A 23,097-nucleotide genomic window follows, 5' to 3' on the forward strand; every position below is an offset into this window, starting at 1 on the left:
AAAGGGAGTCAACCATGAAGCATCTCAACACCGCTGTGCGCTCCGATGGCCAGGGTTCATGTATCCGATGAGCCTGCGTAAAGGAAGTTTCCGTGCCTTCGGGCTGTGCTGTTTCTTCAGCCCTCTGGTGTTCGCCGCCGACGTCCCGGGCAGCCGGGACCTGCCTGCCGTGGCCCGTCAGGTCGATTCGCAGATCGTCGACTACCGTCCCGCCGAAGCGAGGGAGCGCATCTACCCCATGGGCGCCATCCGCAAGATCAGCGGCCAGTTGCGCTACGAAGGACAGGCCACCGCCCGAGGCCAAACCACCGCCATCACCTATGAGCTGCCGGCCGAACACACCTCAAGCACGGCATTTACCGCTACGCGCGAAGCGTTGCAGGCCCGGGGCGCGCAACTGTTGTTCTGGTGCCAGGCCCGCGATTGCGGCGAAAGCAGCCTGTGGGCCAATGAAGTGTTCGGCAACGCCAAGCTGGTAGGCGCCGATGGTCAGCAGGAATACCTGCTGTTGCGCCTGGCTGCGCCGCAGGACAACTCCCTGATCGCGCTGTACGGCATCACCCGGGGCAACCGTCGCGCTTATCTGCATGTTGAACAACTGGACGCCAGCGCGCCGCTGGGTGATCTGCTCCCCACTTCAGCGACGTTGCTGCGAGAGCTGAAAAGCACCGGGGAGTTGGACTTCCCTGCGCTGGGTGGCGAACCCGACACCACCTGGCTGACGCTGATCTCCCGTGGCCTGAACCTGGATGCGACGCTGCGGGTCAGTCTGACCGGCCCCAATGCCGAAGTCTGGCGCCAGGGCCTGATCGACAGCGGCGTGCGTGCCGCACGCATGGAAACCGGCAGCGGCGATGCCAAGGGCCTGCACCTGCATCTGATACGCTAGGCATCATCGGGCGAACGGACCTGCGCCGTTCGCCTAAGCTGCTTTCTACTGTCTGCCTCTCGAGATACCCGATGCTCAATAATGATCGCCTGCTGGTGCAAATCCTGCTGTTGGTGCTGTTCGGCGCCAGTTTCTGGGTCATGGCGCCGTTCTGGTCGGCGCTGTTCTGGGGCGCGGTGCTGGCGTTTGCCAGTTGGCCGTTGATGCGCCTGCTCACGCGCTCGCTGGGCGGTCGGGAATCCCTTGCGGCCGGCATCCTGACCCTGGGCTGGATGTTGCTGGTGGCGGTGCCGCTGGTATGGCTGGGCTTCAATCTGGCTGACCATGTGCGGGATGCCGTGGGCCTGATCAAGGATATCCAGGTCGATGGCCTGCCGGCGGCGCCCACCTGGCTGGGATCGATTCCGTTTGTCGGTGAACGACTGGTCGCCATGTGGGACAGCATTGACCAGCAGGGCGCAGCGCTGATGGTCAGCATCAAGCCGTACCTGGGGCAGGTGGGTAACTGGCTGCTGGCGCGCAGCGCGCAGATTGGCGGCGGGATCCTCGAACTGACCTTGAGTCTGGTGTTCGTGTTCTTCTTCTATCGCGACGGGCCACGGCTGGCGATGTTCGTGCATCGCCTGCTGGAGCGCTTGATTGGCGAACGTGCCGGTTATTACATCGAACTGGTGGCCGGCACCGTGCAACGGGTGGTCAATGGCGTGATCGGCACCGCCGCCGCCCAGGCCCTGCTGGCGCTGATCGGTTTCCTGATCGCCGGCGTGCCTGGTGCGCTGGTGCTGGGGATCGCCACCTTCCTGCTCAGCCTGATCCCCATGGGGCCGCCGTTGGTGTGGATCCCCGCTACGGCCTGGCTGGTCTGGAAGGGTGACTACACCTACGCGGTATTCCTCGGTGTATGGGGCACCTTCATCATCAGCGGCGTGGACAACGTGCTCAAGCCGTACCTGATCAGCCGAGGTGGCAACCTGCCGCTGGTGATCGTATTGCTGGGGGTATTCGGCGGGTTGATCGCCTTCGGGTTCATTGGCCTGTTTATCGGCCCGACCTTATTGGCCGTGGCCTACAGCCTGTTGATGGACTGGAGTGCGACCCAGGCCCAGGGGCGTAGCGACGACAAAACCCTTTAAGCCCTGGGCAGCCACATCACGGCGGTCAGGCCGCCGCCCGGGGTTTCTTCCAGGCTCAGGCGTCCGCCGAGGCGTTCGACGGCTTCCCGTGAAATCGTCATGCCCAGGCCTACGCCACCGGAATTGCGGTTGCGCGAGCCTTCCAGGCGAAAGAACGGCTCGAACACCGCCTCACGTTTGTCCGGCGCAATGCCGGGGCCGTGGTCGATCACGCGGATGACCAGCGCGTCGCGGCTGTCTTCCAGTTCCACACGCGCCGTACCGGCGTACCGCAAGGCATTGTCGATCAGGTTGTTCAGGCAGGAGCGCAGGGCCATCGGTTGCACCTGCAACGGTGCGCAACTGCCGGAAAACTGCACGTCGGAGCCCTGATCCTGAGCGTTCTCGCTCATGGACTCCACCAGCGCCTGCACGTCCAGCCAGTGGCGGGTTTCGCTGGTGCGCTGTTCGTGCAGGTAGCTCAAGGTGGCGTCGAGCATGTCGATCATGTCGTCCAGGTCCTGGCGCATCTGACCCTGTAACTTGCTGTCGTCGATCTGCTCCAGACGCAGCTTGAGGCGCGACAGCGGCGTGCGCAGGTCATGGGACACCGCGCCCAGCATGCGTGCGCGCTGGCTCACCTGCTCGCGGATGCGCTTTTGCATCAGGTTGAAGGTCGATGCGGCTTGTTGTGCCTCACGTGGCCCGGACTCGTTGAGGGGCGGGCTGTCCAGGTCGAGGCTCAGGCGCTCGGCGGCTTCGCTCAGGCGCTGGATCGGCCGGCTCAGCAGCTTGGCCCCGTACCAGGCGGCGATGATCAGGGAGATGAACTGGAACGTCAGCGGCACCACCGGCCCGCCAAACCAGGGGCGGCGGTGTTTTCGGTGCAGCGGCTTGAGCGTGCCGTCCTCTTGTTGCACGAACATTTGGCCCACGGGAGGGGGCGGCGGGCCGTAGAGGTGAAACCAGAAAATCCCCAGTCCATGGGCCAGCACGATGGCTACCAGCAATACGCCGAACAGCCGTCCGAACAGCGTATTGAAGGGCGCGCGCATCAGCCGATGTCTCGGGCGTCGAACAGGTAGCCTTCGCCGCGCACGGTCTTGATCAATTGCGGCGCCTTCGGGTCATCCCCCAGTTTCTGGCGCAGGCGCGAGACCAGCAGGTCGATGCTGCGATCAAAGGCTTCGATGGAACGGCCACGGGCGGCGTCCAGCAACTGCTCGCGACTCAACACCCGGCGCGGACGTTCGATGAATACCCACAGCAGGCGAAACTCGGCGTTGGACAACGGCACCACCAGCCCATCGTCGGCGACCAGTTGGCGCAGCACACTGTTGAGCCGCCAGTTGTCGAAACGAATGTTGGCGCGCTGTTCGGTGCGGTCATCCCGCACGCGGCGCAGGATGGTCTGGATGCGTGCCACCAGCTCGCGTGGCTCGAACGGCTTGGCCATGTAGTCGTCGGCGCCCAACTCCAGGCCGATGATGCGGTCGGTGGGTTCGCAGCGGGCGGTGAGCATCAGGATCGGAATGTCCGATTCGTTGCGCAACCAGCGGCACAGCGACAGGCCGTCTTCGCCGGGCAGCATCAGGTCGAGCACTACCACGTCGAAGGTTTCGGCCTGCATGGCCTGGCGCATGGCCGCACCGTCGGTCACGCCCGTGGCGAGGATATTGAAGCGCGCCAGGTAATCGATCAGCAGCTCGCGGATCGGCACATCGTCATCGACGATCAGCGCACGGGTGTTCCAACGCTTGTCATCGGCGATCACCGCGCTTTTTGGCTCGTCGTTCACAGGGACGGAAGGGGTATGCATAGTGCGATCATCTGCCGGGGGTGATGTCCAGCATAGGCGTCCAGCCCCATGGCTGGAAGTGCTGGACAATGGGTCGTGCGTGCTAGGCTAGCCGTAGGGCGTGTTGAGGGCATGTCGTGAATGTATCAGCTTTGAAATATTTGACCGTAACGCCCGCCGGGCGGCGGTTGACGAGTATTTACCGATCATCGGATCCCGCAATGGCGTCGCTTGCGCTACAATCCGCGCCGATTTCGACTTGCCTGAGAGCCCATTCCAATGTCCGTTTGCCAGACGCCTATCATCGTCGCCCTGGATTACCCCACCCGTGACGCCGCACTGAAGCTGGCTGACCAGTTGGACCCCAAGCTTTGCCGGGTCAAGGTGGGCAAGGAACTGTTCACCAGTTGCGCCGCGGAAATCGTCGGCACCCTGCGTGACAAGGGCTTCGAGGTGTTCCTCGACCTGAAATTCCACGATATCCCCAACACCACCGCCATGGCGGTCAAGGCCGCCGCCGAAATGGGCGTGTGGATGGTCAACGTGCACTGCTCCGGTGGCCTGCGCATGATGGCGGCCTGCCGCGACGTGCTGGAACAGCGCAGCGGCCCGAAACCTTTGCTGATCGGCGTCACCGTGCTGACCAGCATGGAGCGTGAAGACCTGGCCGGCATCGGCCTGGACATCGAACCCCAGGAGCAGGTTTTGCGCCTGGCGGCCCTGGCACAGAAGGCGGGGCTTGATGGCCTGGTCTGTTCGGCGCTGGAAGCCCAGGCCCTGAAGACCGCACACCCGTCGTTGCAACTGGTGACGCCGGGGATTCGCCCGGCGGGCAGCGCCCAGGATGACCAGCGCCGTATCCTGACTCCACGCCAGGCACTGGATGCGGGCTCTGATTACCTGGTGATCGGTCGCCCGATCAGCCAGGCGGCGGACCCGGCCAAGGCGCTGGCGACAGTCGTCGCCGAAATCGCCTGATAGCTTGTCTGGCTCGTTCCCACGCTCTGCGTGGGAATGCCTTTTGTGACGCTCTGCGTCACGCGCTGAACGCCCACGCAAAGCCTGGGAACGATCGACTCAGTTGACCTTGAGTACGAGCTTCCCGAAGTTCTCCCCGTTAAACAGCTTCATCAGGGTTTCCGGGAACGTCTCCAGCCCTTCCACGATATCTTCCTTGCTCTTGAGTTTGCCCTGCGCCATCCAGCCCGCCATTTCCTTCCCGGCGGCGGCGAAATTCGCGGCATGATCCATCACCACAAATCCCTCCATGCGCGCGCGGTTGACCAGCAATGACAAGTAGTTGGCCGGGCCTTTCACCGCGTCCTTGTTGTTGTACTGGCTGATCGCGCCACAGATCACCACGCGGGCTTTCAGCGCCAGGCGGCTCAGCACGGCGTCGAGAATCTCACCGCCCACGTTATCGAAATACACATCCACGCCCTTGGGGCACTCGCGCTTGAGCGCGGCGGGCACGTCTTCGCTCTTGTAATCGATGGCCGCGTCGAAGCCCAGTTCATCCACCAGGAACTTGCATTTATCGACCCCACCGGCAATCCCCACTACACGGCAGCCTTTAATCTTGGCGATCTGCCCGGCAATGCTGCCCACGGCCCCCGCGGCACCGGAAATCACCACGGTCTCGCCGGCTTTGGGCGCACCCGTGTCGAGCAGGGCGAAATAGGCAGTCATGCCAGTCATGCCCAGGGCCGACAGGTAGCGCGGCAGCGGTGCCAGTTTCGGATCGACTTTGTAGAAACCCCGAGGTTCGCCGAGGAAGTAATCCTGCACGCCCAGGGCACCATTCACGTAGTCCCCCACCGCGAATTCAGGGTTGCTCGAGGCAATCACCTGACCGACTCCCAGCGCGCGCATCACTTCACCAATCCCCACCGGTGGAATGTAGGACTTGCCCTCGTTCATCCAGCCACGCATGGCCGGGTCGAGGGACAGGTATTCGTTGCGTACCAGCACCTGCCCGTCCTGGGGCGTGCCCACCGGTACTTCCTGGTAGGTGAACGTCTCCCGCGTGGCCGCGCCGACAGGGCGTTTGGCAAGCAGGAACTGGCGATTGGTCTGGGCGGTCATGGCAACGACTCTTTGCTTGGAAATGAACTTTGATTGATAGACCCGGAACGGCCTCGGGGCAAGGTCCGCCAGGGAGGCGAATGCTCCTCGATAGGTGTGGCTGATAGTTGTCCAGGTGGTGTTATCACTGTGATTCATGCGGTCTCAACCGGCCTTTTGATAGTGCTGACGCATCCGTCGCAGCCTTGGCTAGACTCGGCCCACGGTTATTTCTTGCAGAGGACATCTCCCCATGAGCATGACGTTTTCCGGCCAGGTTGCCCTGGTGACCGGCGCCGCCGCCGGCATTGGCCGCGCCACGGCGCTGGCGTTCGCCGCGGAAGGTTTGAAAGTGGTGGTGGCCGACCTGGATGCTGCGGGCGGCGAGGCCACGGCTGCGCTGATCCAGCAGGGCGGTGGCGAAGCGCTGTTCGTGCGCTGCAACGTCACGCTGGAGGCGGATGTGCAGCAACTGATGGCGCAGACCATCGCGGCTTACGGTCGACTGGACTATGCCTTCAACAATGCCGGGATCGAGATCGAGAAAGGCAAGCTGGCAGACGGCACCCTGGATGAGTTCGACGCGATCATGGGGGTCAACGTCAAGGGCGTGTGGCTGTGCATGAAGCACCAATTGCCGTTGCTGTTGGCCCAGGGCGGCGGGGCCATCGTCAACACGGCGTCGGTCGCGGGGTTGGGCGCGGCGCCGAAGATGAGTATTTATGCGGCGTCCAAGCATGCGGTGATCGGTCTGACCAAGTCGGCGGCCATCGAATACGCGAAAAAGAAAATCCGCGTCAATGCGGTGTGCCCGGCGGTGATCGATACCGATATGTTCCGCCGCGCCTATGAAGCCGACCCACGCAAGGCCGAATTCGCAGCAGCCATGCACCCGGTGGGGCGCATTGGCAAGGTCGAGGAAATCGCCGGCGCGGTGTTGTACCTGTGCAGTGACGGTGCGGCGTTCACCACCGGTCAGGCCCTGGCGGTCGACGGTGGCGCCACCGCCATCTAGGAACTCTGGCTGCGCTCCACCCGAAAGCGGTTTGGAGCGCTGTGAGGTTTTTCCCAAGCTGGCAAAACGCCTTGGTCGAATGTGTGTCAATAGGTAAATAATTCAATAAAATCAATAATTTAATAAAATGTGGCGACCGGAAGCGATGGGCTTCTGTGCTTAACTGCTGGGGTTGAATAACAGACAGTTGAAGTGAGTGGCGCATGGAATTAGGGATCGATCGGCAAGCCCCTGTACCGGTGGTGCAGCAAATCGTCAGTGCAATGACGGATTGGATTCGCACGAGTGGTGCCGAGCCCGGGACGCGCCTCCCGTCCATCCGGCAAGTGGCGCTCGACAACCTGCTCAGCCAGTCGAATGTGATCGAAGCGTTCGAGCGTATGGCAGCCCAAGGTTTGCTGGCTTCCAGGCAGGGGGCGGGTTTTGTTGTGGCGCAACCGCTCAAGCTCCCTGAACAGCATTGGTATGAGGGCGCCGAACAAGGCTGGGGGACTTTTACCGATAGCCCGCTGGGCGAGTTGAAGCTGGGATGTGGCTGGTTGCCGGAAGCCTGGCACGAGAGCGATGACATCAGTTACGCCATCCGGGAAGTCACCCGCACCGATACCGCCGGGCTGTTCAACTACAGCACCCCGTTGGGCCTGCCGGCGCTGCGCGAGCAATTGCTCAAGCGTCTGGCCCGCAATCAGGTGGCCACCAGCCTCGATTGCATTCTCACCACGGCCGGCGCCAGCCATGCACAGGACTTGCTCATCCGTACCTTGCTCAAGGCGGGTGACAAGGTCATTGTTGAAACACCAGGGTATGCCAACCTGTATCGACAACTGGCCTTTCACGGGGTCACGCTGCTGGAGCTGCCGCGCAGTTCCCGCGGGCCGGATATCTCGAGGTTGGAAACGCTGCTGCAGAGTCATCGTCCCAAGTGCCTGTTCATCAATAGCCTGTACCACAACCCCACCGGGACCAGCCTGGGGCGCGCGGTCGCCGAACGCATCGTGCAACTGGCCCACCGGGACGATTTCCTGATCATCGAAGAGGACGTGTTCGGCGACTTGCAACATGCCAGTTGCGCCCGGCTTTCGGCATTGCCCCATGATGGGCGGGTGATCTATGTCTCGAGTTTTTCCAAGACCCTGAGCAGCGCCCTGCGTGTGGGCTATCTTTGTGCGAGCAGCGCATTCATCGAGCAACTGGCAAGCGTGAAGACTCTGACGGGGTTCGGCACATCGCGGTTTGCCGAAGCGGTGATCGCCACGCTCTTGGCCAATGGCACCTATCGCAAATGGGTGCAGCGCCTGCGCAGGCGGCTGAAAACCCAGATGGCCGCGACCTTGCAGGTATTGGAGGATGAAGAGTGGGAGGTGTTCGCCGTGCCCGCAGGCGGCATGTTCCTGTGGGCCCGGCCTCGTTTGGGGGTGGGTACTCAGCTGCAGGTCTGTGCACGGAAGCTGGGGGTCTTGCTGTCTCCCGGGGCGCTGTTCAGTCCGACGCAGGAACACAGTGACTGGCAGCGCATCAATGTGGCCTATGCTGATGATCGGCGGGCACTGGCCTTGTTCCGAGCCATGGGGCCCGCCAGATCGACCTCGACCATTCTGAAAACGACGAGAGTGTAGCTTTTTGCCATTATTCCGGCGCCAACGACTTGTGTTCAATGCCTTCTCGTTGCGAATCTCGTGTTCTGGAAACCGGGCTTGATGGCATCTGCCATTGCGAGAGGATTCAAGTGCAATGATTTCGGGCGTGCAACGACGTTTCGCCAACCTGGGTATGGCGAAAAAACTGGGCCTGGGCTTCACCCTGGTGCTCTTGCTGACCGCTGTGGTGGCGGCGATTGGCGTGTGGTCCCTGCAAACCGTGGGGCAGCGCTTCGAAGGGCTCAAGAGCATGTCCGCCCTCAATAGTGGCTTGCTGAAGGTACGCCTGATCGAGCAGGACTATGCGTTGCACGCCGACCCCAAATCCGTCGATGCCCTGCATGAAAGTGTCGATGCCCTGGCCACCCTGGCCGCGAGCCTCAAGACGCAGTCGGCGGCGAATGTGCCGGTGATGACCGATGTCGAGCAAGCCCTGGCGGCGTATCGCAAGGCGTTCGATGAGTTTGTCGAGTTGACCCAGACCAAGGACCTGGCCCTGGAGATGGCGAGTTGGTCGGTCTCCAGCGTCGCCAACAACCTCGACGTGTTGCAGGCCGGCCTCGCGGACGACGGCGCCTATGGCCTCAAGGAGAGCCAGGGCAAGGAGGGTGCAGAGTTCATCGAACAGGCCGGGCAGGTCAGCCAGGTCTCGCGGCTGATGTTGCAAGCCATGAACGAAGCCCGGGTGCGCCTCGACCAGAGTCGCAAGGGGGATGAAGACAATGCCGAGCAGGGCAAGATCGAGCAGGCTGATCAGGCCCTGGCCCAGGTCGAGCAACTGAAAGCCTCGGTCAAGGATGCGGGCTACCAGACGGTGCTCGGCGAGGTTTCGGGGCATATCGCCTCTTTCAGCGAAAAACTCGGCGAATACACCGGGTTGCTGGCCCAGGAGAAAGGGGTCTACAAGCAATTGCATGATCGTGCCGACCAAGTGGTCAGCCGGGTCAACCAGGCGTATGACGCCGAAGACCAGTCGATGCAGGCGCAGTTGAAGAAAAGCGCGCTGTTGATCGTGGGGTCGTCGGCCTTGGCCCTGTTGGTGGGGTTGATTGCCGCGTGGGTGATTACTCGCCTGATCGTCGCGCCTCTGCGCAGTGTGATCGCGGTGGCGCAGCAGATTGCCTCGGGCGATCTGAGCGGGCGAATGGAAGTCAGCCGTCGCGACGAAATCGGCCAGTTGATGCAGGCCATGCAGCAGATGGGCAACGGCCTGAGCCAGATGGTCAGCGGGTTGCAGGCGGGTATCGAGCAACTGGCGAGTTCCGCCCATTCGCTGTCCAGCGTTACCGAGCAAACCAATGTCGAGGTCAGCAGCCAGAAGGAAGAGACCGAACAGGTGGCCACGGCCATGAACCAGATGACCGCCACGGTGCATGATGTGGCGCGCAACGCCGAAGAAGCGGCGCAGGCTGCCCAGACGGCGGATGACAAGGTCGACAGTGGTCAGCAGGTGGTGCGCCAGAGTTTGCAGCGCATCGAATTGCTGGCGACCTCGAGCACCAGTGCCAGCGCCAGCATCGAAAGCCTGAGTGCGGAAATCCAGCATATCGGCACGGTGTTGAGCGTGATCAAAAGCGTGGCCGAGCAAACCAACCTGCTGGCGCTCAACGCCGCTATCGAGGCCGCCCGCGCAGGCGAGCAGGGCCGCGGGTTTGCGGTGGTGGCCGATGAAGTGCGGGCATTGGCCAAGCGCACCCAGCAATCGACCGAAGAAATCGAGCGGCTGGTCAGCACCTTGCGCAGTGCTGCGCAATCATCGGTACAGCAGATCCAGCAGAGCGGGGAACTGGTGAAGCTGGCGGTCAGCGATGCGCTGGAAACCGAAAGCGCGCTCGGCAGCATCGCTGTGGCGGTGTCGTTGATCCAGCAGATGAACCAGCAGATCGCCGCCGCCGCCGAGGAGCAAAGCTCGGTGGCCGAAGAGATCAATCGCAGTGTGACCAGCATTCGTGCGAGCGCCGATCAATCGGCGTTGAGCATGCAGGGCAACGCCGCGTCGAGCATTCAGCTGGCGCAGTTGGGGGCTGAACTCAAGGGAATGGTGGGGCACTTCCGCCTTTGATCGCTGCCCAAGCGCAGCGACCAAAGGGCAGGCACCTCAGGCGTTGTTGGCGAGGAACGTCAGCAGCGCTTCATTGACGAAGTCGGGGTTTTCCCTGGCGGAGATATGCCCGGCATTCGGGATCAGGATCAGGCTGCAGCCAATGAGCTCGGCCATTTCCTGCGACTCTGCCGGCGGACGGGGTTTGTCTTGCTCGCCGCACATGACCAGGGTGGTATCGGCGTCCAGGCGTGACAGTTGCTCAAGTACATCATCACGGCTGAAGATCACCCGGCCCAGCGGGACAATGCTATTGAGCAGGCGCTCTCTGGGGAATGCCTGCAAGGCCTGGCGGAAGTCCTGGTACAGCGCGGATTCACGGTCGATGTCCGGACGGAAGAAGATCGGCGCGACCACGTCCAGCAATGGCTCCGGGATGGCCCCGGCGTCTTCGATCATCTTGAACAGCGAGAAATAGTACTGGCGGGTCGCCTCGGGCTCGGCGCCGAGGTAGGTGTCCATCAGCACCAGGCTGTTGATGCGTTCCGGGGCGAGCAATGCCAGGCGTGCGCCCCACATGCCGCCGACCGACAGGCCCACCAGGTTGGTCTGGGCGATATCCAGGTGGTCCAGCAATGCCAGGGTCTGGCGTGCCAGGTCGTCCAGTGAGCGAGTGTGCTCAGGCAACTGGCCCGATTCGCCATGACCCCACAGCTCAGGCACGATGACGCGGTACTGTTGCGACAGGGCTTCGATCTGCGGCGTCCACATTTCGCGGCCCCACAGGTAGCTCGAGCCCAGCAGAACGACCGGGCCGGTGCCCTGGTCAAGGTAGTGCAGCGGTTGTCCATCAATGATGGCGACAGGCATAGCAGGCCTCTGACTTCACGGAGTGAGGGGCATGTTTTTACGCTAGTCGCGGGGCGGAGGATAGATGCAAAGTGATGGCATGTTGCATAGAGGGAGGTGGTGAGCGGGCCCGCCCACCACAGGTGCAGCGATCAGTCGTAGATGACTTTCTTTTTCCAGTCGGCGTCGGCGTCCACCACTTTCAGGCCTTCGGTCAATTCGTTGACCTCGTCTTCGGCCGGCTTGCTGTTGGTGAGCACCGTGGAGTTGGCGCGTGCCAGTTGTTTCTCCAGCAATTGCAACTGGGCGCTGTAGACCACCGGTTCCGGTTGCTTGCGCAGGTACTGCACGCCACGCTCGAAAGCCAGGCGGGCCTGACCGGGCTGGCCTTGCTGCAAGGCATGCTGGCCGAGGTTGTTGAAGAACTCGATATGCAACAACACCAGGATATGACGAATTTCCCGGATCCAGTGCTTGGCTTCGTTGGCCGGCAGGAAACCGTCCTGGGCCGCACGGGTAACCTGGCCATGCAGGGCTTCGAGCAGGAAGCGCACATCTTTGGCCTTGGCTTCGGTCTGGATCGGGGAGGGCGGGTTGTTCACCGGGATCGATTCGCCCTGGGCTGCCAGGGTGTTCAATTCGGCGACACGGGCCTTGAGCGGTGCGCTGGACTTGTTGAGGGCCAACAGGCGCTGGTTGACGTTGAGCTCGAGCCGGGTCAGCAACAGCTTGAGTGCCGGGGTCATCAACTGGCCGGGGAAGGTCTCGGTGATTTCACCGCAACGGCGCAGGCGATCGTTGAGTTCGATCTCGGTGCGCTTCTTTTCCAGCTTGTTGTTTTCCACCACGTGGTTCATGTAGCCAATGGCGATCAGTATTGCGATCCCGGCTATTACCAGCAGGGTGATCATGAGTGGTGTCACCGGTGTGACCTCTTTATAGGGTTTACAGTGGAGTGTAGTGATTGGGCCATCCGGCGGATAGGACTGTTCGACCAGTTGCCCAGCGACTTTCTTCTCTATAGGTTGGCGTTCCCTGCATGGATGCACATTGCCATCATTTGCCAGCCTGAACTATAGCGTCTTGTCGGGCGCCAGAATATAGGCGTCAAAGCCCGGACGGGCAAAATGCCCACAAAGCCCGCAAAGCAGGGCGAAGTCATTGATTTAAATAAATTTATCCTTGGGGGTTGACGACCTTTCAATCCATCCATAGAATGCGCGCCACTTGCAGCGTAAAGCACACAGCGAAACGCGGCAGGGAGTGAATGTTGTACGTGTGTCCCCTTCGTCTAGTGGCCTAGGACACCGCCCTTTCACGGCGGTAACAGGGGTTCGAGTCCCCTAGGGGACGCCAATATGCGGGAATAGCTCAGTTGGTAGAGCACGACCTTGCCAAGGTCGGGGTCGCGAGTTCGAGTCTCGTTTCCCGCTCCAAATTTAAGCAGTGTTGCTCTCGGGCGGCACTGAGTGAAACCAGGGCATGATCTTCGGATCTAATCTCTGGACACTGAAATACACACCATGTATTTCAGTTGTGTGTCCCCTTCGTCTAGTGGCCTAGGACACCGCCCTTTCACGGCGGTAACAGGGGTTCGAGTCCCCTAGGGGACGCCAATATGCGGGAATAGCTCAGTTGGTAGAGCACGACCTTGCCAAGGTCGGGGTCGCGAGTTCGAGTCTCGTTTCCCGCTCCATATTCAATGAAAACGCCGATCAGCAATGATCGGCGTTTTTGTTTGTGCGCGTATTATCGCGCGCTTGCCGCTTTGGCCAGGCGCAATGTCGCTTCACGGATTTCTTCCTGATTGAGTGAAGCAAAGCCCAGGCGCAGCGCATTTTCTGGCAGGTCCTGTGGCGAAAACTGCCGGCCACTGCGCACTACCAGCCCGTGATCCAATGCGCTGGCCGCCATCCGATCGACGTTGATCCCATCGTCGAAGCGCACCCACAGCGCCAGGCCGCCTTCCGGCTCCCGCACACTGATTCGTTCGCCGAAGGCGTCATGCAGGCAATTCTGCAAGGCTTCGCGGCGGGCGCGGTATTCCTTCGAAACCCGGCGCAGGTGTTTCTTCAGTTCGCCATCGTTGATCAGGTCGGCGAGCATTTTCTGCGCCACTCCGTCGGCATCCCCCAGCATCAGCGCGGCGTTGTGGTGCAGGGCTTCGATCACTTGCGTCGGGGCGACCACATAGCTGCAACGAAAGGTTGAGCCAAGCGCCTTGGACAATGAGCCGACATAAATCACATGGCGCTGCGAACGGTCGCTGGCCAGCGGCAGATAGGGCCGCCCGTTGAAGTGATATTCGTGATCGTAGTCCTCCTCGACGATGCAGAAGTCATGTTGCGCCGCCAATGCCAACAGTTGTTGCCGACGCGCGGCGTGCAGGCTCACGGTGGTGGGGAATTGATGGTGCGGCGTGAGGTAGATCATCCGCACGTTATGTGCGCGGCACAGCTGATCGATCTGGTCTGTGCGGCAGCCTTCATCGTCAATGTCCACCGTGACCAGTTGCGCACCCAGTTTGCGGAAAACTTCCCACGCCGGTGGGTAGCTCAGGCGTTCCACCAGCACCACGTCGCCAGGCTTGAGCAGCAGGCTGGCGGTCAGGTACAGCGACATCTGGGTGCCTTGGGTCAGGCAGATATTCTCGGCGCTGACTGTCAACCCGCGGTTGTTGCGCAGCATCTCGGCCAGGGTGCCCCGCAAGTGATAGCCGGTTCCCTCGCTGCCGTAGCGCACAGTGTTGGAGGTAAAGCTGCTGCGCAGGGCGTTGCGGTAGTAGCGATGCAGCACGGCCTGGGGCAGGAGGCGGTGGTCACTGGTGCCGTTATCGAAAAACAATGCGTCATGGCGATGCCGCAGTGCCGTTACCTGGGCATTCTGGGTGAAGTATGGAGCGGCCACATGAGCAAGCACAGGAGGGGCGAAGTCTTGTTGCGCACGGCTCGGCAGTTGCTTGGGCATCAACTGCGTGTTGACGAAGGTTCCGCGTCGCGGCTCGCTGACCAGCCAACCTTTGGTCATGGCTTCTTCGTAGGCGAGGATCACGGTCTTGCGGTTGACGTCGAGCAACTGCGCCATTTCCCGGGTTCCCGGCAACAGGGTGCCGGGCGGCAATCGACCTTCCACGATGGCGGTCATCAGACCTTCGGCAATCTTCCTGTAGGACGCCTGGTTGTCACTGTCGTCCAGCTTGAGCAGCGGGCGCCATTTTCGCATCTGGACCATCTGAAGTATCCAAAACTGGAGGTTTTAATGGGCCTAGTCTAGCGCAACAATCCAAGCCTCACTTACCCGAGGTCGTTATGAATACACGCCATGTCATCGAACTGTCCCCCTCGGGGAAAACCTTTGAAGCCGGTGACGAGCTGCTGCTGGACGCGATGCTTGCCAGTGGCCTGTCCGTGCCGTTTTCCTGCCGGCGCGGTGCCTGCGGGTCGTGCAAGGTCGTGGTCGCCCAAGGCGAATACCGAGCCAAACAGCTGGCGCCGGGCGCGCCTGCGCCGTGTTATCCGTTGGCAGCCAATGAGCTGTTGTTGTGCCAAAGCCACGCCTGCGGCGATATGCGCCTGGAAATTCCAGGCTGGTCGCTGGACACGCCCGCGCTGGTGGTCGAAGCGCAAGTGGTGGGCAAGCGCGCATTGAGTCCCGACATTGTCGAGCTGGTGGTGATGCCGGACAGGCCGTTGGCAGTGCGGGCCGGCCAGTACCTGAAATTTCGTCTGGTCGATGGCGACTCGCGGTGTTTCTCGATCGCCAACCTGCCGCATGAAGACGATGGGCGTCTGGTCTTCCAGATTCGCCAAGTGAGCGGCGGGCTGTTTTCCGAAACGCTTCTGGGCGACCTTGAGGCGGGTGACCTGTTGCAACTGGAGGGGCCTTTTGGCGCCTGCACCTGGCAGGACAATGACGAGGCGCCTGTGGTCCTGTTCGCCACGGGCACCGGCTACGCGGGTATCAAGCCGATCCTGTTGACCGCCCTGACGCGGGATGTCGACATCACGTTGTACTGGGGTGGTGCGCAGCCGGCGGACTTTTACGACGGGGTGTTCCTGGAGCAATCGGTCATTGATCATCCGCGTTTTCACTGGCACCCGGTGCTGGCGTCCCAGGGACGGGTGCAGGAAGTTGCCCTGAGTCACGGGCATGCCTGGGAAGCCGCCCAAGTGTATGCGTGCGGTAACGGCGCAATGATCAATCAGGTGCGTGCGCAATGCCTGGAGGCAGGCCTGCCCGGTCATCGGTTTGTCGCCGAAGCCTTTGTGCCCAGCGGTCGGTCGGGCGCCGAAGTCATATCGAAGCCGCTGCATCCGATCTGGGAAAAAGTCGGCCCGCGTTATTCGCTGGACGGCATGCTCGCCGCGCGTGATCAGTCGATACGGGCCCTCGCGGCGATTGCCAGTCGACTGCAAGTAGGCATGACCACCGGCGAAGCCCTCGACATGGCCGCCGAACGATTGCAGGCCATGGGCGCGTCCCACACGTGGCACCCCACCTATATCCGTTTTGGCGACGACACGGTGCGGCCACCCCGCGAAGGCATTGACCGCCAGCGCCGGCTGCGCGCCAGCGATATCGTGGTGGTTGACCTGGGCCCGGTCTGGGACGGCTATGAGGGCGATTATGGCGATACCTTTGTGTTCGGTGACTCGCCGCTGCACCTGGCATGCAGGACCGCGCTGCATGAAGTGTTCGACGAGACCCGCGAAGCCTGGTTGCGTGGCCTCACCGGTCGCGAACTCTATGACTTTGCCGAGCAGAGCGCCGAGTCAAAAGGCTGGAAGCTGGCGCGCAACCTCGCTGGGCATCGCCTCGCGGATTTCCCCCACGCGCTGTTCGAGAGCAAGGTGCTGGCAGACCTGGAAATCCCGCCGAGTGAAATGGCCTGGGTGCTGGAAATTCAGCTGTGCCATCCCACGGAGCCTGTCGGTGGTTTTTTCGAGGATATGTTGATGCTGCAAGCCTGAAGAGCCCGCCGTTGCGGCGGGCTGCTTATATCAGTGGGTTGGGTCAGAGTTTCGGCAACTGCCCGACACGGCCCATCATCTCGGTGACGATCTGCAGGTCCAGCAGGAACTGGTCGACGGTCTTGAACTCGCTGTCGGTATGCCCGGTGTATTTCACTTCCGGGCGCGCCAGACCAAATTGCACGCCATTGGGCAGTTCATGCACGGAGGTCGCGCCAGCCGAGGTGCCGAACTTGTGCGCCATGCCGAGGTTTTCACTGGCCACCGCGAGCAAGGCTTTGACCCACTCTCCCTCGGGGTTGCGGTACATCGGTTCGGCCACCGAATACGTGAAGTCCACCGCGACCTTGGTTTTCTTGTCCCACGCACTCAGTTTTTCGGCGATTTGCGCTTTCAGCGTTTCCGGCGACTTGCCCTTCGGCACACGCAGGTTCACGGCCAGCTTCAAGGCTTTGTCATCCAGGCCAACAAAGGTGAGCGACGTGGTCAACGGTCCCATGAAGTCGTCGGAGAAACCCACGTCCAATTTGCCGCCCAGGTAATCCAGGCCCCAGTTGTCGGCGGCATATCGCGCGGCATCAGTGATGTGGTTGTGCTTGAGGGCGACCTTGTCTTCAAGGCTGTGAATCAGCTCCAGCATGCGCGCAACCGGGTTGACACCGGATTCCGGTTCGGACGAGTGCGCAGACACTCCGGTCACCGTCAGCCTGACCTCTTTACCGGCCACCTTGGCAGCCACCTCGAAGTTGCCGCCATTGCGTTTGACATACTCCGCGCCGGCCTTCTGCAACTGAGTGGCCAGCTCGGCGGGCTTGGCGCTGGTAAACGTAGCCACCGAGGCCGACGGAATCTGGTTGGTCGCCATGCCGCCGGTCAGTGCAATGATTTCTGCACCGTTACCGGTGCCTTTGCGACGGGGGAAGGTGGCCATTACGGTACCGTAACCTTTTTCCGCGATGACCACCGGATAGCCGCCATCCAGCGCCAGGTTGTACTGCGGGATCGGGTTATGTTCGAAGTAGTAGGGGATCGCGTCGCCCTGGGTTTCTTCGGTGGTGTCCACCAGCAATTTGAACGTGCGTGCCAGCGGCAGTTTTTCTTCCTTGATCACCTTCATGGCATACAGCGCCACCACGATGCCGTTCTTGTCATCCTCGGTGCCGCGGCCATACATGCGGTCGCCAATCAGCGTGATCTTGAACGGGTCGAGCTTGGTGCCATCCTTCAACACCCAGTTCTCTGGCGTTACCGGCACCACATCCGCGTGAGCGTGAATACCCACCACCTCATCGCCGCTGCCTTCCAGGGAAATCTCGTACACCCGGTTATCGATATTGCGGAAGTTCAGGTTGAAGGCTTTTGCCAGGCTCTCGATCTTCTCGGCGATCTTGAGGAACTGCGGGTTTTTATACTGGGGTACGCCGTCCACATTGAAGGTCGGGATTTCCACCAGCTCGCGCAGTGTCTCGATGGCGGCCTTGCCGTACTTTGCTCGTGTGTACAGGCCCAGCAGGCGGTTGATCTCGTTCTGCTGGTCGGCGCTCAGGGTTTTGTTGGCGAGAAACGCGCTGATGGCCGGACCTGTGTCAGTGGTTTTGCCCAGATCACCCTTGGCCAGAGTCTCGAGGAAACCGCGAAAGTCGGTGACGGAGGTTTCGCTGAAGCTTTTGAGAATTGCCTGGCTTTGATCCGGCGTGATGTTGGCGGAAGCGGGGGTGGTGAACGCCGAAAGACCGGCCGCGAACAGGCTCGCGAGTGCCAATTGCTTGAGTGGAAAATGCATGGTGAGCGGCATTCCTTTGCAGAAGGGAGTAGGAGGATTCTGATTAAAAAGTCAGAAACAATTTTACACACTAACACTGCAAAGGAGGCGCTGGGGAGGGTGACGCAGGAATTGTCCTTCGGATAAAACAAAGCGGCGCAGAACTGAAAAGCCGCGCCGCAGAGCTGTCCTGGCGGTTCAATCGAGGCTGTAGCGTACTGACAGCGCACCCTTTTTCTCTGACAGGGCCAGGATCGTCACCCGGCCCAGTTCGCTCAACCGCTGCACATGGGTGCCGCCACAGGCATAGGCTGGCAGCTCGCCGAAACCCACTTCCCGGGTGCCGTCTTCCAGGGTGGTATGACGGACGTAGTCAGCGGCGATCCACTGGTCGACCTGCCGTTGAACGGTCTCGGCGTCCAGGGGCTGTGCCGTTTCGCCGCGTGTAAAGGTGATCTTGCCTTCGCCTGGCCAGTGATGGGCCTTGATGGGCATCCAACCGAAGGTTTCGCCGACGTTGCCGATCAGGTGCCCGGCGGAGTGCAGTCGAGTGTGCAAGGCGCGGCGTGGCGCATCGACCTGCGCGCTGATCGGACCGGGCGCCACGGCTCGGTCAACATAATGCACGACGTGTTCGCCTTCTTGAGTGACGCGCACTACGTTGCTGTCACCAAGCTGGCCGGTATCGAAAGGTTGGCCGCCGCCTTGAGGGTGGAAAATCGTTGACTGAAGCCTGACTGCAAACTGTTCTTCGTGGGGAATGCAGCTCAGCACTTCAAGCTCCGCGGTCAGGTGGTCGTGGGTGAAAAACAGGCGCTCGGTCATTGGTTACATCCGCATCAAGGTTCTGCGGGCAGTATAAATAGTGCGCAGATAAGTGATAATCCGCTCAATTATCAATGGACCTGTGCGTCATGAGCATCAATCTTCCTTTGCCGCTGCTGGGTGAAATGGCGATCTTCGTCAAAGTGGTGGAAGCCGGCAGCTTTTCCGAAGCGGCGCGGCAATTGAGTGTGTCGCCCTCGGCGGTAAGCCGCAGTATTTCGCGCCTGGAAAAGGCCCTGGCCACGCGGTTGCTGCAACGCACGACACGCAAGCTTCGCCTGAGCGAAGGCGGAGAGGAGGTTTTCAGGCGCTGCCTGGAGATGGTCAACGCCGCACGCTCGGTGATGGAGATCAGTGGCCAGTTCACCCATGACGCCGAAGGCCTTGTGCGGGTCAGCGTGCCGAAGGCGGTGGGGCGGTTCGTGGTGCATCCCCATATGCCGGAGTTTCTGCGGCGCTATCCGAAGGTCGATGTACAGCTGATCCTGGAAGACCGGCAGGTGGACCTGATCGATGACAACGTCGACCTGAGCATCCGCATCACCGACAGCCCGCCACCGGGGCTGGTCGGGCGACAGTTGTTGCCGATCGAGCATTTGTTGTGTGCGACCCCGCGTTACCTGGCCGAATACGGCACGCCGGTCAGTCCCCATGATTTGCAGGCGCACAGTTGCATCTACCTGGGAGAAACCCCGGGGGATTCACGCTGGAAGTTTCGCCAGGGCGGCAAGACAGTGACGGTTGGCGTACGCGGACGTTATGCGGCGAACCATACCGGCGTGCGTCTGGATGCGGTGTTGCAGGATGTGGGAATCGGCAGCCTACCCTATTTCACAGCGCGCCATGCCTTGGAGGAGGCGCGGGTGGTGCAGGTGTTGCCCGAGTGGGATTTTATTGCGTCCTATCATGGGGAGGCGTGGCTGCTGCATTCGCCCACGCGTTACCTGCCGCCAAAGTTGCGGGTCTTCATTGATTACTTGGTGGAGTGCATGGCGAAGGAGCCGACATTGCGTCGACGCAAAGATGGGGATTGAACGTGTGGGAGCTGGCTTGCCTGCGATGCAGGCGGCTCGGTCTGTCAGTCAAACCGAGGTGATGCCGCAGATAAGCCAGCTTCTACAGTGGGTGTTGCGCAGATCTGAAAATCAGTGCTTGCTCTGGTCGTCCGACATGGCCAGCAACTGCTTTTCCTGGTGCCAGTCGAACGGCTCTTCGTTCTGCTCGGCTTCATAACGGCGCTCTTCCAGCGCCTGGTACATGTCCAGCTCTTCGTCGGGCATGTAATGCAGGCAATCACCGCCGAAGAACCACAGCAGATCGCGTGGAACCAGGTGAGCGATTTGCGGGTAGCGCTGGATCACCTGGCACAGCAGGTCCTGGCCCAGGTACTGGCTTTCGATGGGGTCGACAGGCAGTTGGGCGCGCAGTTCGTCGAAGCGCTCCAGAAACAGCGAGTGGCTTTCCTCGGGGACCTGTTCGGCTTCGCCGACGGCAACCAGGATGCTGCGCAGGTGGTCGAGCAAGACGAGATGATCGGCAACGACGTTGGACACGAGATAAGTCCTCTAAAGCAAAAACGGGCGCGAGAGTATATAGCTCTCGCGCCCGTAATTATATGACCGCCGGTATCAGCGGACCTTGCCTGCGGCCGGTACCAGTTCTTCCTTGCTGAAATCATCCACGTCGATCACCTTGCGCCTTGCCGCCTCGGCGTCGCGCAGGGTTTGCGCTTCGCCGGGTTGCAGCACCCCAGCGTGCAGGGCCGCATCGATGGCATGCTCGCCCGCAGCCGGTTTGACCTGGCCGCTTTTGAGGCCCTGGTGCAGTTTTTTCTGCAACGGTTGGCTCGCGCCGAGCAGGTCATAGGCATGTTGCAGCGCACCCACCGGGTCTTCCGCCGATTGTGGGCGATAGCAGCCGGCCAGCAACTCTTCCAGCGTCGGGTCGCCCTTGGCGCGGCCGATCACCGCGGCCACTTCGGCATCCAGTGCATCGGACGGCCCGGTGTGGCGACGTCCGAACGGGAACACGATGACCCGCAGCAGAACGCCCAGCACCTTGTTCGGGAAGTTGCTCAACAGTTCATCCAGCGCACGCTCCGACTGACCCAGGCTTTCCTCCATGGCCCAGGTGAACAGCGGCTGCAGATGGTCCGGCGAATCCAGGTCGTGGTAGCGCTTGAGCGCCGCCGACGCCAGGTACAGGTGGCTGAGCACATCGCCGAGGCGAGCCGACAGGCGTTCACGACGTTTCAGCTCGCCGCCCAGCAGCATCATGCTCAGGTCGGCGAGCAGGGCGAACGCGGCGGCCTGACGGTTCAGGGCGCGGAAGTAGCCCTGGCTCAAGCGGTTGCCTGGCGCTTTCTCGAAGTGACCGATGCCAAGGTTCAATATCAGGGTACTGGCCGCGTTGCTCACGGCAAAACCGATGTGCTGCATCAGCAAACCGTCGAATTCCTTCAAGGCCTGATCATGGTCTTCGCGACCGGCCAGGGCCATTTCCTTGAGCACGAAGGGATGGCAGCGGATGGCGCCCTGGCCGAAGATCATCAAGTTGCGCGAGAGGATGTTCGCCCCTTCCACCGTAATGAAGATCGGCGCGCCTTGCCAGTTGCGGCCCAGGTAGTTGTTCGGGCCCAGGATGATGCCTTTGCCGCCGTGCACATCCATGGCGTGGCTGATGCAGGCGCGGCCACGTTCGGTGAGGTGGTACTTGAGGATCGCCGACAGTACCGAAGGTTTTTCCCCCAGGTCGACGGCGTTGGCGGTGAGCATGCGCGCGCTGTCCATCAACCAGGCGTTGCCGCCGATGCGCGCGAGGGCTTCCTGAATGCCTTCGAATGCCGACAGGGGCACGTTGAACTGCTCGCGGACCTGGGCGTACTGGCCGGTCACCAGGCTGGTGAACTTGGCAGCGCCGGTGCCCACGGCCGGCAGGGAAATCGAACGCCCCACCGACAGGCAGTTCATCAGCATCATCCAGCCCTTGCCGAGCATTTCCTGGCCGCCGATCAGGAAGTCCAGGGGGATGAACACGTCCTTGCCGGCGTTGGGGCCGTTCATGAACGCTGCACCCAGTGGCAGATGGCGACGGCCGATTTCCACGCCGGGAGTGTCGGTGGGGATCAGCGCCAGGCTGATGCCCAGGTCTTCCTCATCGCCCAGCAGGTGATCCGGGTCATGGGCCTTGAACGCCAGGCCGAGCAAGGTCGCGACCGGCCCCAGGGTGATATAGCGTTTTTCCCAGTTCAGACGCAGGCCAAGGGTTTCCTTGCCTTCCCATTCCCCTTTGCAGATCACCCCGGTGTCGGGCATCGCACCGGCGTCGGAGCCGGCCAGCGGACCGGTGAGGGCAAAGCACGGGATATCGTCGCCGCGGGCGAGGCGCGGCAGGTAGTGGTTGCGTTGTTCGTCGGTGCCGTAATGCAGCAACAATTCGGCCGGGCCGAGAGAGTTGGGCACCATCACCGTCGATGCCAGGTCACCGCTGCGGGTGGCGAGTTTCATGGCCACCTGGGAGTGGGCATAGGCGGAAAATCCTTTGCCGCCGTATTCCTTGGGGATGATCAGGGCGAAAAAGCCGTGGGTCTTGATGTGCTCCCAGGCAGCAGGTGGCAAGTCCATGGCCTGGCCGATGTCCCAGTCGCTGACCATGGCGCAGAGCTCTTCGGTAGGGCCGTCGATGAAGGCTTGTTCTTCTTCGGTCAGTTGGGCCTTGGGGTAGGCCAGCAACTTTTCCCAGTCGGGGCGACCGCTGAACAGCTCGCCGTCCCACCATACGGTACCGGCGTCGATGGCATCGCGTTCGGTTTCGGACATGGGCGGGAGGACTTTCTGGAACCAGCTGAACAGCGGCTTGGTGAAGTATTGGCGGCGCAGATCCGGCAACAGCAGGGGCGCGGCGACGGCGGCCAGCAACACCCACAAGACCAGCAACAACGCGCCCGGTGCATGGCTGAAGGCACCCATCGCCAACAGATAAACCGCCACCACGCCCAGGGCGGGCAGGGGAGCGATGCGACGGTGTGCCAGGTAGGCAATGCCAAGCACCAGAACCAGTATCCACAACAACAGCATATTCAATCCTCCGTGAAACCAGGGCGAAACCACCCAGCAGCTTAGTCGGCATCCGAACA

18 protein-coding genes, 4 tRNA genes and 1 pseudogene are annotated in these 23,097 nt (G+C 61.6%); 13 read left to right on the forward strand and 10 right to left on the reverse strand.

The window, feature by feature from the left end; translation table 11 throughout:
• Positions 1 to 67: 67 nt before the first annotated feature.
• Together ACW9IN_RS15950 and ACW9IN_RS15955 are read left to right on the forward strand one after the other, a co-directional pair.
• Positions 68 to 889 (forward strand): DUF4892 domain-containing protein, encoded by an 822-nt coding sequence (locus ACW9IN_RS15950; RefSeq protein WP_457366793.1) that lies wholly within the window; start codon positions 68 to 70, stop codon positions 887 to 889.
• Between the two features lie 71 nt (positions 890 to 960).
• Positions 961 to 2,022: an AI-2E family transporter gene (locus ACW9IN_RS15955; RefSeq protein WP_457366794.1), complete on the forward strand. Its 1,062-nt coding sequence runs from the start codon at positions 961 to 963 to the stop codon at positions 2,020 to 2,022.
• Here ACW9IN_RS15955 and ACW9IN_RS15960 read toward each other — a convergent pair.
• Together ACW9IN_RS15960 and ACW9IN_RS15965 are read right to left on the reverse strand one after the other, a co-directional pair.
• The gene (locus ACW9IN_RS15960) at positions 2,019 to 3,056 is read right to left on the reverse strand and encodes a sensor histidine kinase (RefSeq protein ID WP_457366795.1); all 1,038 of its coding nucleotides are present in this window, start codon (positions 3,054 to 3,056) and stop codon (positions 2,019 to 2,021) included. The two genes, ACW9IN_RS15955 and ACW9IN_RS15960, sit on opposite strands and share 4 nt — an antisense overlap.
• Entirely contained in the window at positions 3,056 to 3,820 is a 765-nt protein-coding gene (locus ACW9IN_RS15965) for a response regulator (RefSeq protein ID WP_457366796.1), read from the reverse strand. The genes ACW9IN_RS15960 and ACW9IN_RS15965 overlap by 1 nt, the downstream gene beginning before the upstream one ends.
• A gap of 258 nt (positions 3,821 to 4,078) precedes the next feature.
• Between ACW9IN_RS15965 and pyrF the strand changes: the two genes are divergently transcribed.
• Positions 4,079 to 4,777: an orotidine-5'-phosphate decarboxylase gene (pyrF, locus tag ACW9IN_RS15970; protein ID WP_457366797.1), complete on the forward strand. Its 699-nt coding sequence runs from the start codon at positions 4,079 to 4,081 to the stop codon at positions 4,775 to 4,777.
• A gap of 99 nt (positions 4,778 to 4,876) precedes the next feature.
• Here pyrF and ACW9IN_RS15975 read toward each other — a convergent pair whose 3' ends face one another.
• A complete protein-coding gene (locus ACW9IN_RS15975; RefSeq protein ID WP_457366798.1) occupies positions 4,877 to 5,884 on the reverse strand; it encodes an NADP-dependent oxidoreductase in 1,008 nt (335 codons plus the stop codon).
• Between the two features lie 232 nt (positions 5,885 to 6,116).
• Here ACW9IN_RS15975 and ACW9IN_RS15980 point away from each other — a divergent pair, with 232 nt between their 5' ends.
• From ACW9IN_RS15980 to ACW9IN_RS15995, 4 genes and pseudogenes are all read left to right on the forward strand, one after another.
• Complete coding sequence (locus tag ACW9IN_RS15980; RefSeq protein ID WP_457366799.1) at positions 6,117 to 6,878, forward strand: SDR family oxidoreductase; 762 nt, start codon at positions 6,117 to 6,119, stop codon at positions 6,876 to 6,878.
• Between the two features lie 203 nt (positions 6,879 to 7,081).
• Positions 7,082 to 8,494 (forward strand): aminotransferase-like domain-containing protein, encoded by a 1,413-nt coding sequence (locus tag ACW9IN_RS15985; RefSeq protein WP_457366800.1) that lies wholly within the window; start codon positions 7,082 to 7,084, stop codon positions 8,492 to 8,494.
• 997 nt (positions 8,495 to 9,491) lie between these two features.
• Positions 9,492 to 9,719, forward strand: a pseudogene (locus tag ACW9IN_RS15990) (HAMP domain-containing protein); the annotation flags it as partial.
• Positions 9,720 to 9,734: 15 nt separating this feature from the next.
• Complete coding sequence (locus tag ACW9IN_RS15995; RefSeq protein WP_457366824.1) at positions 9,735 to 10,577, forward strand: methyl-accepting chemotaxis protein; 843 nt, start codon at positions 9,735 to 9,737, stop codon at positions 10,575 to 10,577.
• Positions 10,578 to 10,613: 36 nt separating this feature from the next.
• On the opposite strand, the gene ACW9IN_RS16000 is transcribed toward ACW9IN_RS15995, so the two are convergent.
• The gene (locus tag ACW9IN_RS16000) at positions 10,614 to 11,426 is read right to left on the reverse strand and encodes an alpha/beta fold hydrolase (protein WP_457366801.1); all 813 of its coding nucleotides are present in this window, start codon (positions 11,424 to 11,426) and stop codon (positions 10,614 to 10,616) included.
• 131 nt (positions 11,427 to 11,557) lie between these two features.
• Entirely contained in the window at positions 11,558 to 12,328 is a 771-nt protein-coding gene (locus tag ACW9IN_RS16005; RefSeq protein WP_457366802.1) for a hypothetical protein, read from the reverse strand.
• Positions 12,329 to 12,685: 357 nt separating this feature from the next.
• On the opposite strand from ACW9IN_RS16005, the gene ACW9IN_RS16010 reads away from it, so the two are divergent.
• The 4 genes from ACW9IN_RS16010 (at position 12,686) to ACW9IN_RS16025 (ending at position 13,101) form a co-directional block, all read left to right on the forward strand.
• Positions 12,686 to 12,761 (forward strand) — tRNA-Glu (locus tag ACW9IN_RS16010).
• A 4-nt stretch (positions 12,762 to 12,765) separates the two neighbouring features.
• Positions 12,766 to 12,841: transfer RNA gene (locus tag ACW9IN_RS16015), tRNA-Gly, on the forward strand.
• A gap of 104 nt (positions 12,842 to 12,945) precedes the next feature.
• Positions 12,946 to 13,021 (forward strand) — tRNA-Glu (locus ACW9IN_RS16020).
• 4 nt (positions 13,022 to 13,025) lie between these two features.
• Positions 13,026 to 13,101 (forward strand) — tRNA-Gly (locus ACW9IN_RS16025).
• Positions 13,102 to 13,154: 53 nt separating this feature from the next.
• On the opposite strand, the gene pdxR is transcribed toward ACW9IN_RS16025, so the two are convergent.
• On the reverse strand, positions 13,155 to 14,636 hold the full coding sequence (gene pdxR / locus ACW9IN_RS16030) for a MocR-like pyridoxine biosynthesis transcription factor PdxR (protein WP_457366803.1): 1,482 nt from the start codon (positions 14,634 to 14,636) through the stop codon (positions 13,155 to 13,157).
• Between the two features lie 77 nt (positions 14,637 to 14,713).
• On the opposite strand from pdxR, the gene ACW9IN_RS16035 reads away from it, so the two are divergent.
• On the forward strand, positions 14,714 to 16,375 hold the full coding sequence (locus ACW9IN_RS16035) for a M24 family metallopeptidase (RefSeq protein ID WP_457366804.1): 1,662 nt from the start codon (positions 14,714 to 14,716) through the stop codon (positions 16,373 to 16,375).
• Positions 16,376 to 16,418: 43 nt separating this feature from the next.
• Here the strand turns inward: ACW9IN_RS16035 and ACW9IN_RS16040 are convergent, their stop codons facing one another.
• Positions 16,419 to 18,158 carry a dipeptidase gene (locus ACW9IN_RS16040; protein WP_457366805.1) on the reverse strand — a complete coding sequence of 580 codons (1,740 nt, stop codon included), beginning with the start codon at positions 18,156 to 18,158 and terminating at the stop codon, positions 16,419 to 16,421.
• Between the two features lie 177 nt (positions 18,159 to 18,335).
• Entirely contained in the window at positions 18,336 to 18,962 is a 627-nt protein-coding gene (locus ACW9IN_RS16045; protein ID WP_457366806.1) for an alanyl-tRNA editing protein, read from the reverse strand.
• An 89-nt stretch (positions 18,963 to 19,051) separates the two neighbouring features.
• Here ACW9IN_RS16045 and ACW9IN_RS16050 point away from each other — a divergent pair, with 89 nt between their 5' ends.
• Positions 19,052 to 19,996: a LysR family transcriptional regulator gene (locus tag ACW9IN_RS16050; RefSeq protein ID WP_457366807.1), complete on the forward strand. Its 945-nt coding sequence runs from the start codon at positions 19,052 to 19,054 to the stop codon at positions 19,994 to 19,996.
• Positions 19,997 to 20,107: 111 nt separating this feature from the next.
• On the opposite strand, the gene ACW9IN_RS16055 is transcribed toward ACW9IN_RS16050, so the two are convergent.
• Positions 20,108 to 20,515 carry a PA2817 family protein gene (locus tag ACW9IN_RS16055; RefSeq protein ID WP_457366808.1) on the reverse strand — a complete coding sequence of 136 codons (408 nt, stop codon included), beginning with the start codon at positions 20,513 to 20,515 and terminating at the stop codon, positions 20,108 to 20,110.
• Positions 20,516 to 20,590: 75 nt separating this feature from the next.
• Positions 20,591 to 23,038: an acyl-CoA dehydrogenase gene (locus ACW9IN_RS16060; RefSeq protein WP_457366809.1), complete on the reverse strand. Its 2,448-nt coding sequence runs from the start codon at positions 23,036 to 23,038 to the stop codon at positions 20,591 to 20,593.
• Between the last annotated feature and the right edge of the window lie 59 nt (positions 23,039 to 23,097).

This window comes from Pseudomonas sp. SDO5271_S396 (assembly GCF_054071795.1).